The 11956-nt window shown below is 72.8% G+C and carries 12 protein-coding genes; 5 read left to right on the top strand and 7 right to left on the bottom strand.

Annotated features, from left to right (window positions below):
* Positions 1-104: 104 nt before the first annotated feature.
* Positions 105-863, bottom strand: coding sequence for a ferredoxin reductase (locus AOK23_RS33835; protein WP_055716359.1), 759 nt, complete (start codon positions 861-863; stop codon positions 105-107).
* Positions 864-936: 73 nt separating this feature from the next.
* Positions 937-1542 (bottom strand): sulfite oxidase-like oxidoreductase, encoded by a 606-nt coding sequence (locus AOK23_RS33830; RefSeq protein WP_055716357.1) that lies wholly within the window; start codon positions 1540-1542, stop codon positions 937-939.
* 217 nt (positions 1543-1759) lie between these two features.
* Here AOK23_RS33830 and AOK23_RS33825 point away from each other — a divergent pair, with 217 nt between their 5' ends.
* The 4 genes from AOK23_RS33825 (at position 1760) to AOK23_RS33810 (ending at position 6380) form a co-directional block, all read left to right on the top strand.
* Positions 1760-2506 (top strand): GNAT family N-acetyltransferase, encoded by a 747-nt coding sequence (locus AOK23_RS33825; RefSeq protein ID WP_055716356.1) that lies wholly within the window; start codon positions 1760-1762, stop codon positions 2504-2506.
* A gap of 220 nt (positions 2507-2726) precedes the next feature.
* The gene (locus AOK23_RS33820; RefSeq protein WP_055716355.1) at positions 2727-3512 is read left to right on the top strand and encodes a putative protein N(5)-glutamine methyltransferase; all 786 of its coding nucleotides are present in this window, start codon (positions 2727-2729) and stop codon (positions 3510-3512) included.
* A 145-nt stretch (positions 3513-3657) separates the two neighbouring features.
* A complete protein-coding gene (locus AOK23_RS33815; protein ID WP_055716358.1) occupies positions 3658-5673 on the top strand; it encodes an NADPH-dependent 2,4-dienoyl-CoA reductase in 2016 nt (671 codons plus the stop codon).
* A 107-nt stretch (positions 5674-5780) separates the two neighbouring features.
* Entirely contained in the window at positions 5781-6380 is a 600-nt protein-coding gene (locus tag AOK23_RS33810; RefSeq protein WP_055716354.1) for a PadR family transcriptional regulator, read from the top strand.
* A gap of 68 nt (positions 6381-6448) precedes the next feature.
* Here AOK23_RS33810 and AOK23_RS33805 read toward each other — a convergent pair whose 3' ends face one another.
* Together AOK23_RS33805 and AOK23_RS33800 are read right to left on the bottom strand one after the other, a co-directional pair.
* A complete protein-coding gene (locus AOK23_RS33805) occupies positions 6449-6982 on the bottom strand; it encodes a hypothetical protein (RefSeq protein ID WP_055716353.1) in 534 nt (177 codons plus the stop codon).
* A 157-nt stretch (positions 6983-7139) separates the two neighbouring features.
* Positions 7140-8147 (bottom strand): fibronectin type III domain-containing protein, encoded by a 1008-nt coding sequence (locus AOK23_RS33800; protein ID WP_055716352.1) that lies wholly within the window; start codon positions 8145-8147, stop codon positions 7140-7142.
* A gap of 464 nt (positions 8148-8611) precedes the next feature.
* Between AOK23_RS33800 and AOK23_RS33795 the strand changes: the two genes are divergently transcribed.
* Complete coding sequence (locus AOK23_RS33795; RefSeq protein ID WP_055716351.1) at positions 8612-9292, top strand: glycoside hydrolase family 75 protein; 681 nt, start codon at positions 8612-8614, stop codon at positions 9290-9292.
* A gap of 142 nt (positions 9293-9434) precedes the next feature.
* Here the strand turns inward: AOK23_RS33795 and dhaM are convergent, their stop codons facing one another.
* The 3 genes from dhaM to dhaK all read right to left on the bottom strand — a co-directional run bounded on the left by dhaM (position 9435) and on the right by dhaK (position 11531).
* Positions 9435-9845 (bottom strand): dihydroxyacetone kinase phosphoryl donor subunit DhaM, encoded by a 411-nt coding sequence (gene dhaM / locus AOK23_RS33790; RefSeq protein WP_055716350.1) that lies wholly within the window; start codon positions 9843-9845, stop codon positions 9435-9437.
* A complete protein-coding gene (gene dhaL, locus AOK23_RS33785) occupies positions 9838-10446 on the bottom strand; it encodes a dihydroxyacetone kinase subunit DhaL (RefSeq protein ID WP_055716349.1) in 609 nt (202 codons plus the stop codon). Before dhaL ends, dhaM begins: the two co-directional genes overlap by 8 nt.
* A 92-nt stretch (positions 10447-10538) precedes the next feature.
* A complete protein-coding gene (dhaK, locus tag AOK23_RS33780; RefSeq protein WP_055716348.1) occupies positions 10539-11531 on the bottom strand; it encodes a dihydroxyacetone kinase subunit DhaK in 993 nt (330 codons plus the stop codon).
* Between the last annotated feature and the right edge of the window lie 425 nt (positions 11532-11956).

Raw genomic sequence — 11956 nt, 5'->3', positions numbered from 1 at the left:
GGTGGACCACATCCGCATCGAACGCTTCGGCTGACCCCGGCCCACCGCCGGGCCGGCCCGACACCGCCCGACAGCGAATGAACCGGCCCGGCGGTGGGCCGGGGTCAGCCGAAGCGTTCGATGCGGATGTGGTCCACCGGCTGGCCGGCCTGGACCAGGAGTCGTGACGCGTGCTCCGCGAACGCGTTCGAGCCGCACACGTACGCCTCCCAGCCGCCCGCCGGCCGCTCCGCCAGCAGCGGTGCCACATGGGCGGCTGACAGCCTGCCCACCGGCACGCCCTCGGGCGCCCGGCGCGTGAACACGGGCGTCGTCTCCGTGCCGTACTCCCGCGCGTAGAGCAGCTCCTCGGGCGCCCGCGCGGACACCAGCAGCCTCAGGGGCACGTCGAGGCCGCGTACCCGGTGGTGGCGGATCATCGACATCAGCGGTACGACACCGGAGCCGGCGCCGATCAGCAGCGCGGGCCGGTCGCCGGGCCAGGCGAAGAACCCGCTGAGCGGGCCGCGCACCTCCACCTCGTCTCCGGGCCGGGCCTCGGTGTGGAACCACCCGGAGACCTCGCCGCCCTCCACGTGGTCCAGGGTCAGCTCGATGTGGCCCGTGTCGTCCGGCGGCGACGCCAGCGAGTAGTGGCGCTGGGTCCGGTATCCGTCCTCGGCGGTCAGCCGCAGCATCAGATGCTGGCCCGGCAGATGCCCCGCCCAGCCCGGCACCGCGAACCGGAACGTGGCGACCCGAGCCGTCTCGCGCCGGATCTCCGTCAACGTCGCCGTCTGCCAGAGCGCCGCCGCCCCACTGCTCACGGCGATCCGCCCGGGCACGGCGAACCGCGTGGGCGGCGTGAACCCGGGGGCGGTCATCCTCCCGGCCTCCGCGACCGTCGCGGTCGTCGTGATCGTCGTGGACGTTCCCGGCTGTGTCGCCGCCGCTGTCTCAGTCACCGGAGTACCGCTGCTCCTCCCACGGGTTGCCCCGCGCGTGATAGCCGTTCTGCTCCCAGAAGCCGGGCTCGTCGTGGTCGAGGAGTCGGATGCCCGCGATCCACTTGGCGCTCTTCCAGAAGTACAGGTGCGGCACCAGCAGCCGGGCCGGGCCACCGTGCTCAGCGGGCAGCGGCTCGCCCCCGTACTCCCAGGCGATCCAAGCGCGCCCGCCGGTGAGGTCGGCGAGCGGCAGGTTCGTGGTGTAGCCGCTGTGGGAGTACGCGACCGCGTGCGTGGCACAGGCGTCGGGCCGCACCGCGTCCAGGAACACGTCCAGCGAGACACCCCCGAAGCGCACCCCGAACTTCGACCAGCTCGTCACACAGTGGATGTCTCCCTCGTACACCGACCCGGGCAGCGCGTGCGCCGCGTCCCAGTCCCAGGTGTGCGGCCGCTCCACCAGCCCGTCGATCCGGAACGTCCAGTCGGCGGGCGCCAGGTCGGGTGTGACCTCGGCGGACAGTACCGGCCAGTCGTCACCCGCGTCGTACTGGCCGGGCGGCAGCCCCGGATCGCTGACGCGGGGGCGCCCGGTGAAACCTCGGGTGACGTTCATACGAGTCCAACATGACGACGGCGGTGACAGCTGAGTCATACAACCGTACGTGTCCGGAGCGCGTGCTCGATCACCGGGGCGGGCCGTGATCATTGCGGCCGTATGAACTCTTCGCCGCCCCGGGAATAGCGGCTCCGCGATCCCCCTTGCCGCTATCGGCCGGCCCGGTCGTGAACACGTCGGTGGCCGGAGGACAGCGGAGGAGAACGGAGAGCGCATGACCGAGTACGCGAGCGACCTCAGGGGCGCGGACACCGTGCCGCACGTCCTCGACAACCCCGCCCTCGCCTCCCTCACCGGGCCGCACGCCCACTTCGCCGAGCGGTCCGGCCGGGTGCTGCGCTACCCCGTCGACGTCTCGCCGTGGCTCGCCCTGCCCCACCACCCCGATACCCGCGACTGGGCCGACCTGGCCGCCCTGGCCGGCCCCGGCGCGGAGGTCGCGGTCCCCGCCTACAGCGGGAGCTTCCCGGCCGACTGGGAGGTCACGTTCGACCTCGAGGGCGTCCAGTTCGTGGACGACGGGATCGCCGCCGCCCCGGACGCCGAGGCCGTACCGCTCGGCCCGGGCGACGTGCCCGAGATGCTCGACCTCGTGGAACGCACCCAGCCGGGCCCCTTCCTGCCCCGCACGATCGAACTCGGCACCTATCTCGGCATCCGCCGGGGCGGCGCGCTGATCGCGATGGCCGGCGAGCGGCTGCACCCGCCGGGCTGGACCGAGATCAGCGCGGTCTGCACCGACCCGGCCTTCCGGGGCGAAGGGCTCGCCACCCGGCTGATCCACGCCGTCGCCCACGGTATCCGCGAGCGGGGCGAGACCCCGTTCCTGCACACCGCCGCGACCAACACCCACGCCATCCGCCTCTACGAGTCCCTCGGCTTCCGGCTGCGCCGCACGACCCGGTTCATGGCGGCCCGCGTGCCCGCGGTGGAGGCGGGGGAGGAGCGCGTCGGCGTGTGACGGGGGTGGCCGAGGACCGGGCGCGTGCGGGGGCGCGGCGCTCCGGACGGCCCGTCGTGACCATGGGGTAGGGTGACCGGGCCAGTCGCCACGGGACCGAGGAGGTGAGACCCATTACCGCTGTGTCAGGTCGGGTGCTCTCACCTCAACACCGCGCGGTGCACGGCCGGTAGGCCACCGCGGGAGCGCCCTTCGGCCCACCGAAAGGCTCTCGGCTGTCATGCCACCTCTCTCCACCGCCTCCGTCGTCGCGGCCCTGCGCGCCGCGGGCTGCGTCTTCGCCGAAGAAGAGGCGGAGTTGATCCTCACCACCGCACGGACCCCGGACGACGTCACCGCCATGGTCGACCGCCGCGTCTGCGGCGTCCCCCTCGAAGTCGTCCTCGGCTGGGCCGAGTTCGCCGGCCTGCGCATCGCCGTCGACCCCGGTGTGTTCGTGCCCCGCCGCCGCACCGAGTTCCTCGTCGAGCGCGCCCTCGCCGCCGTCCCCCACGCCTCGGTCGTCGTCGACCTGTGCTGCGGTTCGGGAGCGCTGGGCGCCGCCCTGGCCGCGTCGCTCGACGGCACCGAACTGCACGCCGCCGACATCGACCCGGCGGCGGTGCGCTGCGCCCGCCGCAACATCGCCCCGTACGGCGGCCACGCCCACGAGGGCGACCTTTTCACGGCGCTCCCCGCCGGGTTGCGGGGGCGCGTCGACATCCTCGCGGCGAACGTGCCGTACGTCCCGACCGGCGACGTACCGCTACTGCCCGGCGAGGCCCGCGACCACGAGCCGCTCATCGCCCTCGACGGCGGCACGGACGGTCTCGACGTCCTGCGCCGGGTCGCCGCCGAAGCACCGCGGTGGCTCGCCCCCGGCGGCTGTCTGCTCGTCGAGACCAGCGAACGCCAGGAACCGCAGGCAGCCGAGGTCCTCCGCGGCGCCGGCCTCCTCGCCGGTACGGCCGTCTCGGAGGAGAGAGCCGCCCACGTGGTGACCGGCACCAGACCTACGGGCAGCTGACCGGCACCAGACCTACAGGCAGCTGACCGGCTCCACACCTACGGGCACCTCGTGTGGCCTTGCCCTCAACCATTGTGCAACTAGTTGCATAAACCGCGTGGCGTCGTCTACAACCTTGGTGACGACGCCACGCATGGAGGCCCCGATGAGCCGTTACCCCCACCTGCTGAGCCCTCTCGACCTGGGCTTCACCACGCTCCCCAACCGTGTGCTCATGGGCTCCATGCACGTCGGTCTGGAGGAGGCGGAGCGCGGCTTCGAGCGGATGGCGGAGTTCTACGCGGCCCGGGCGCGCGGGGGAGTGGGCCTCATCGTCACCGGCGGCATCGCGCCCAACGAGGCCGGACGCCCCTACGAGGGCGGCGCCAAGCTCACCACCGACGCCGAGGCCGACCAGCACCGCGAGATCACCGACGCCGTCCACCGTGAGGGCGGCCGTATCGCGATGCAGATCCTGCACTTCGGGCGGTACGCCTACCACGCCGATCTCGTCGCCCCGAGCGCCCTCCAGGCCCCGATCAGCCCGTTCGTGCCGCACGCCCTCACCGACGCCGAGGTCGAGCAGACCATCGACGACTACGCGCGGGCGGCCCGGCTCGCCCGGCAGGCCGGGTACGACGGCGTCGAGATCATGGGCTCCGAGGGCTATCTGATCAACGAGTTCATCGCCGCCGGGACCAACCACCGCGACGACCGCTGGGGCGGCTCGTACGAGAACCGCATGCGCTTCCCCGTGGAGATCGTGCGCCGGGTGCGCGAGGCGGTCGGCGAGGACTTCATCGTCGTGTACCGGCTGTCGATGCTCGACCTGGTGCCCGGTGGCTCCAGCCTCGACGAGGTGGTCACCCTGGCGAAGGCCGTCGAGGCCGCCGGCGCCACCCTCATCAACACCGGTATCGGCTGGCACGAGGCCCGCATCCCCACCATCGCGACCTCGGTGCCGCGTGGCGCGTACACCTGGGTCACCAAGAAGCTCATGGGTGAGGTGTCCGTCCCCCTCGTCACCACCAACCGCATCAACACCCCGGAACTGGCGGAGGAGTTGCTGGCCGACGGATACGCCGACATGGTGTCCATGGCCCGCCCGATGCTCGCCGACCCGGACTTCGTGAACAAGGCCGTCGAGGGCCGGCCGGAGGCCATCAACACCTGCATCGGCTGCAACCAGGCCTGCCTCGACCACACCTTCAGCGGCAAGATCACCTCCTGCCTGGTCAACCCGCGCGCCTGCCACGAGACCGAGCTGGTGCTGTCGCCGACCCGGCTGCGCAAGCGGATCGCGGTCGTCGGCGCGGGCCCCGCGGGCCTCGCCTGCGCCGTGAGCGCCGCCGAACGCGGCCACGACGTCACCCTCTTCGACGCCGCGAGCGAGATCGGCGGCCAGCTCAACGTGGCCCGCAAGGTCCCCGGCAAGCAGGAGTTCGACGAGACCCTGCGCTACTTCCGCCACCAGCTCGACACCCACGGCGTCGACGTACGGCTCGACACCCCCGTCAGGGCCGACGATCTCACCGCGTACGACGAGGTCGTCGTCGCCACCGGCGTCACCCCTCGCACCCCCGACCTGCCGGGCGTCGACCACCCCAAGGTCGTCGGCTACCTCGACGTCCTGCGGGACGGCGCGCCGGTAGGTGACCGGGTCGCCGTCCTGGGCGCCGGCGGCATCGGCTTCGACGTCGCCGAGTACCTGACCGACGGCGGGGAGAAGACGAGCGAGGACCCGGCTGCGTACTTCCGCCAGTGGGGCGTCGACATGGACTACCGTGCCCCCGGCGGCCTCGCCGCCCCCGAGTGCCCGGCCCCGCCGCGCTCGGTCCACCTCCTCCAGCGCAAGACCTCCAAGGTCGGCGCGGGCCTCGGCAAGACCACCGGCTGGATCCACCGCACCGAGCTGAAGCACCGGGGTGTCGTCATGGTCCCCGGCGTGCAGTACGACCTGATCGACGACGCCGGGCTGCACGTCACCGTCGACGGCGTCCGCCAGGTCCTGGAGGTCGACACGGTCGTGCTCTGCACCGGCCAGGAACCGCGCCGCGACCTCTACGACACCCTCGTCGCCGCCGGACGGACCGCGCACCTCATCGGCGGCGCGGACGTGGCGGCCGAACTGGACGCCAAGCGCGCGATCAAGCAGGGGACGGAACTGGCGGCGCGGCTGTAGCGGGACGAGCGGGGCGGCTGCAGCAGGACGGGCAGGGTGGGGAGTGCGGCGAGTCCGTGCGGAGCGTGGAGGGGCCGGTGCTCATCGGCCCTTCCTAGGATGAGCGCATGTCACTCCCGCACGCGATCCTCACCGCCCTGCTCGAAAAGCCCTCGTCGGGCCTGGAGCTGACCCGGCGGTTCGACAGGTCGATCGGCTACTTCTGGTCGGCGACGCACCAGCAGATCTATCGCGAGCTGGGAAAACTGGAGGGCGAGGGGTACATCCGCGCCCTGCCCGCCGAACGGCCCGCCCGGGGGCAGAAGAAGAGTTACGAGGTCCTCCCGGCGGGCCGTGAGGAACTGGCCCGCTGGACCTCCGCCCCCCAGGAGCCCAGGCCGTGGCGTGACGCCCTGTTCGTCCGGCTGCGGGCCGCGGCGGTCGTCGGCACCACCGGCCTGGAGGACGATCTGCGGCGCCATCTCACCCTGCACGAGCGGAAGTTGGCGGAGTACGGGGAGATCGAGAAGCGGGACTTCGGGCCGGGCAGGGACTCCGCCCAGGACCGCCTCCAGCATCTGATCCTGCGGGCCGGCATCGACCTGGAGACCTTCTGGACCCAGTGGCTGCGGAACGCCCTGACGGAGTTCGAGCGCCTCCCGGACGGCGGAACTTCGGATGCCGGAGTGCCGGACGCCGGTGGGGGAGCGGGGGCGGAGCGGGCGTAGCCCGGCCGGGCCGTCGGAGCGCGAGCAGGCGGTCGTCCGGTGTCGCACGGCGACCGCCCGCCCGGTGTTCACAGCCGGTGCGGCTTGGCCCGGCGGCGCAGGTACCAGACCGCGGCCACCGTGCCGGCGGCCACCAGCGCGCCACCGCCCACCAGGGTGACGGTGCCGTACTCCTCGCTGGCACCGCCCATACCGCCCATGACGCCCCGGGAGGGCGAGGCGGTCGCGGAGATCGTGGGGGTGGCGGCGGTGACGATGACGGACTGGGTGCCCGCCGTGGTCCCGTCCCGGCACACCACGATCACGGTGTAGGTCCCCGGGGTCACATTGGTCCACGAGGCCGACTGGCTGGTGCTCGTGCCCACGAGGGTCGTCTGGCGCCCCTGGGAGAAGTTCGCCTGCCCGCTCGCGAGCAGGGAGGCCGTACCGAACGCGCCGTTGGTGCTGTTCGGGCAATCGCTGGTGGTGACGGTGACCGAGGACCCGGTGGTGCTCACCGAGATCCCCGTGGGGACGGCGGCCGACGGCGTGGCCAGGGCGATCGGCAGCGCGGCGGCCGCCATGGTCAGGCCGGAGCGGAGGAGTAGCTGAGACATGCGCATGGGTCTGCCCTCCGGCGGCACGGTCGGCGGCACATCCCTTGCGCCGCCGGGGAACGAGGACCCGTGCTGCCTCAGGGCGAGCCAACGTGCCTTACGCCGCGTCCGCATGCGGACAGCCACCGGGCAGGTGACGGATTCCGCCGTGCGGGGGACGTCCTCACCCTCCGGTGGTCACCGTCCGCTCCGCCGAGAAACCTCCCCAGGTGCCGTCCGGCAGCTTCGCCCGGATCCGCACCCGGTGGGTCACCCCGGCCTCCCGGCCCGCGTAGAAGCTGTACGTGGCCCGGCCCCGCGGCGGGGTCCCGCCCCAGGCGAGCGTGGTGGCCGGTCGCCCGTCGAGCTGGATCTCGTACTCCGTGACCACCCCGTCGGCGTGCGGCGGCACCCACGACAGTTCGATGGAGTACGCCCCGTCGCTGAGGCGCGTGCCGGCGCGGAAGGCGGTGGGCGCGGTGCCCGGCCCGTCGCCCGCCCCCGGCCGGCCCTCCTCCTGCCCGTCCCTCTGCTCGGTGCTGAGCGGCACGACCCGGCTCACCGGTGAGAGATTGTCCGCCGCGTCCCGCGCCCGCACGGTGAAGGAGTAACGGGTGCCGGGCCGCAACCCCGTGACCACGGCCGCGGTCTGCTCCCCGCCCACGCTGTGGATCTTCGAGTCGCCTTGCAGGATGTCGTACGACACCACGTCCCGGTCGTCGGTGGACCGCTCCCAGGACAGCTGGACCGCCGTGCCTCCGAGCACCCGGCCGTCGAGGCGGGCGGGGCGGCTGGGGGGCCGCCGGTCGGCGGCGCCGGCGGCGGGAGTGGTGGCCCGCACCTGGGCGCTGGGCGGCCCGAGGTCCCCCGTGATACTGCGGGCCCGGACCGTGAACACATACGTGGTGGACGGTCGCAGTCGGGTGACGTCCACCATGTGCGCGTCGCCGGGCACGTCCTTCACCTTCCTTTCGCCGCGGTACACCTCGTACCCGGCGACGCCCGGCTCGCCGGACACCCGGTTCCACATGACGTGCACGCTGGTCGCGCTGCCCGCGGCGGCGGTGACCCCCGGGGGAGCGGGCGGCATACGGCGACCGGGGCTCTCCCGCATCCCGCAGGAGACGGTGAGGAGCAACGAGCCGCAGACCACCAGGACCGGCAACGACACCGGCACGGGAACGCGTCGCACGATCCAGCCCCCTCGATCGTCGGCTCCTCGGAAGAAGGAGCGCAGGCGGTACGGGTGAGCAGGTGTCATGACGCCCCCTGCCACCGGATTGGTCTGTACCTATCCTCCGTATGTATGCCACGCTGACGCGCCCACATCAAGAGGGTGGGGACGAGGTGCAGGGGTGAGCGCTCGGTTCACGGCGCGCCCCGGGGCTACGTATGCTGGTGTTCTGACGCGGCGTGAACTCGCCCGCACGGCCGGGGAGTTCGCGTCGTACGGTGCGGGCCGCTGTCGTCGCCCACCCCGCGCCGACCAGGGCGGCCGAGCGGCCGGGGCCGAGACCGGACCGGGCCCTCGGCCGCGTCCTCGTGCGGAGGACGGTGTGCACCGTCCGGCCCCCTACCAGTGGCCTTCCTCTCCCGCCCCCTCCACCTTGGGGTGGTGAGTGACCGTCAGTGTCCCCCAGGAGAAAGTCCCTTATCGTGCGTGTCCGGTCGTTGACGCTGGCCGCCGCCGGCGCCGCCCTGTTGGCCCCCGTCACCCTGCCCGCTCTGGCCCATCAGCAGTCCATAGAGCGTGAGGGTGCCGTGACGGCCGCGGAGCTGCTGGCGAAGGTCCGTGGCTGCGTCCGGGTGTCGGCGGGGCTCTACCGCAGCGACGCCGGCGCTCCCGCCGACATCCCGGTCTGCGGTATCGACGGCGCGGTGTTCTGGAAGGCCGACATGGACATCGACTGCGACGGCCGCCCGAGCGCGCGCTGCAACCGGACCACCGATCCGTGGTTCCAGCCCACGACCTCCTACCAGCAGTCCGACGGTCGCTACCTCAGCGCCGCGGCTCTGCCGTTCATCGTCCTCCCCGCCCCGAGCTCCCTGTGGGACTACCGCGAGCACGGCATCACGGGGGGTTCGGTCGCCGCCGTCGTCCACGGAGACCGCGTCCAGTACGCCGTCGTCGGCGACAACGGCCCGCAGAACATCATCGGCGAGGCCTCGTACGCCACGGCCGAGGGCCTGGGCATCCGCCCCGACCCCACCACCGGCGGCGTCGCCTCCGGGGTCACCTACATCGTCTTCGAGGGCACCAAGGTCTCCCCGATCGAGGACCACAAGGCGGCGGTGGAACAGGGGGAGGCACTGGCTCGCGAGTTCGTACAACCCTGAAGGCGGTGACCGGACGAGGCCGCACGGGCGGGGAGGCGGGTGATTGGACGAGGGCGTACGGGGGAGGGCTGTGCGGAGAGGGGTGAGCGTAGGCAGGGGCCTGCCCGCCCTGGAGTGTGCGGGCGGGGCGGCCCCGACGCTGTCATGCCTTCCGGTACGTGTACGCCTCCGACGCGGCGGCGGCGACCGCCGCGAGGTCGGCGCCGGTGGAGGCGGTGACGACCGCGGCGACGGCGCCCTCGACGAACGGCGCGTCGACCAGACGGGTGTCCTCAGGGAGTTCGTCGCCCTCGGCGAGCAGGGCCTTCACGGTGAGGACGGCGCTGCCGAGGTCCGTGAGGACGGCGACGCCGGCGCCCCGGTCCACGGCCGCGGCAGCCGCCGCGATCAACTCGGCGCTGGTGCCGAGCCCGCCGTCCGCGGTGCCGCCCGCCGGGGCGACCGGTACATCGGTGCCCGCGCCCGCGAGCCCCCGCGCCAACTCGGCCACCGAGGAGGCCACGGCGGCGCTGTGCGAGACCAGCACGATGCCGACCGGCTTCTGGTCAGCCACGGGAGCCCTCCGCGGTGTCGGCGAGCGCCGCGACGAGCAGCGCGGCGGACGTGGCGCCGGGATCCTGGTGCCCGATGCTGCGCTCACCGAGATAGCTGGCACGCCCCTTGCGGGCCTGCAACGGTGTGGTCGCCAGGGCGCCCTCCTCGGCGGCGGTCCGCGCCGCGGCGAAGGACCGGCCGAGCGCGTCGACGGCCGGGACCAGCGCGTCGATCATCGTCTTGTCGCCCGGTGCCGCCCCGCCGAGCGTCATCACCGCGTCCACACCCGCCCGCAGCGCGGCCGCGAGGTCGGCGTCGCTCACCTCGGCCGCGTCGCCGAGCGCCTTGCCGGTGCGCCGCAGCAGCGTGCCGTACAGCGGACCGGACGCCCCGCCCACCGTGGAGATCAGCTGACGCCCGGCCAGCACGAGCACGGCTCCGGGCGTGTCCGGGGCCTCCTTCTCCAGGACGGACCGGACGGCGGCGAACCCGCGGTGCAGATTGCTGCCGTGGTCGGCGTCCCCGATCGGCGAGTCGAGCGCCGTGAGCCGCTCGGCCTCGCGTTCCACCGAGGCCGCTGTGGCCGTCATCCAACGACGGAAGAAGTCGGCGTCGAGCACGGAATCTCCTTGCGTGGTACGAGAGTCAGCGGACTGAGCCTTGAGGGCCGTACCCCCGCACGTACCGTACGCACCGTGCGGGGGCCGACAGGTCACATCCCCCAGCGCAGCCCCGGCGTCCTCACGGGCGCGTCGTACAGCCGGAGCGTCTCCTCGTCGATCTGGCACAGCGTCACCGAGGCGCCGGCCATGTCGAGGGAGGTGACGTAGTTGCCGACGAGCGTGCGGGCGACGGCGACACCGCGCTCGGTGAGGGCCCGCTGCACCTCGGCGTTGAAGCCGTACAGCTCCAGCAGCGGTGTGGCACCCATGCCGTTGACGAGGAGCAGGACTGGGTTGCGGGGGCTCATGTCGTCCAGGAGGGCGTTCACGGCGAAGTCGGCGATCTCGCGCGAGGTCATCATGGCGCGCCGTTCACGCCCCGGCTCGCCGTGGATGCCGACCCCCAGCTCCAGCTCACCGGCGGGCAGATCGAAGGTGGGGCTGCCCTTGGCCGGGGTCGTACAGGCGCTGAGCGCCACGCCGAAGCTGCGGGAGTTCTCGTTGACCTGCCGGGCCAGGGTCGCGACCCGCTCCAGGGGCTGCCCCTCCTCGGCGGCGGCGCCGGCGATCTTCTCCACGAAGAGGGTGGCACCGGTGCCGCGCCGCCCGGCGGTGTACAGGCTGTCGGTCACGGCGACGTCGTCGTTGACGAGCACCTTGGCGACCTGGATGCCCTCGTCCTCGGCGAGCTCGGCCGCCATGTCGAAATTGAGCACGTCACCGGTGTAGTTCTTCACGATGAACAGCACACCGGCGCCGCTGTCCACGGCCGCCGCGGCCCGCACCATCTGGTCCGGCACGGGCGAGGTGAACACTTCCCCCGGGCAGGCCGCCGACAGCATGCCCGGCCCCACGAACCCGCCGTGCAGCGGCTCGTGCCCCGAACCGCCCCCGGAGACCAGCGCCACCTTCCCGACGACCGGCGCGTCCCGCCGCACGACCACCCGGTTCTCCACATCCACCGTCAACTCGGGATGAGCAGCAGCCATACCCCGCAACGCGTCCGCGACGACGGTCTCCGCGACGTTGATGAGCATCTTCATGGATACCTCCAGATGAGATGAGCAGCCGCCCCTGCCCCGCGTTCCCACAGGCCAGTCGGAGCTTGCTTCCGGGCTCGGTTACGTAGTCGGTCTCGGCGCTTCGTGGCGATCGTAGGCGGACTGTGGCGGACTCGGACGGCCTGAGCTGACGCGACGCCGGCTTCGACAGCGGTTCGTCAGCCGTGAGTGACACCTGGCTCGGCGGTTCCCACGGCCTCAGTCGGAAGTATCGACGCTCAGCGGTGCCCGGGTCACGTGTGCGGCCGCCGCCGGGCGGACGCGTCGCCCCCTCACATGCGTGAGGTGTTGACGAAACTATCCGAGTGGATAACTCTCGTCGGTGTGGGGACGGGAGGCCCTCCCCGGCTCCCCTCCGCCTCGCGCCCGATACGAGGAGTGCCACGCCATGACCGTCACCACCGCCG

It is taken from the genome of Streptomyces torulosus (genome assembly GCF_001419765.1).
Classification (GTDB): Bacteria; Actinomycetota; Actinomycetes; order Streptomycetales; family Streptomycetaceae; genus Streptomyces; species Streptomyces torulosus.
Note: the sequence above shows the minus strand (reverse complement) of the source record. Positions and strands in the feature narration are given on the sequence as shown.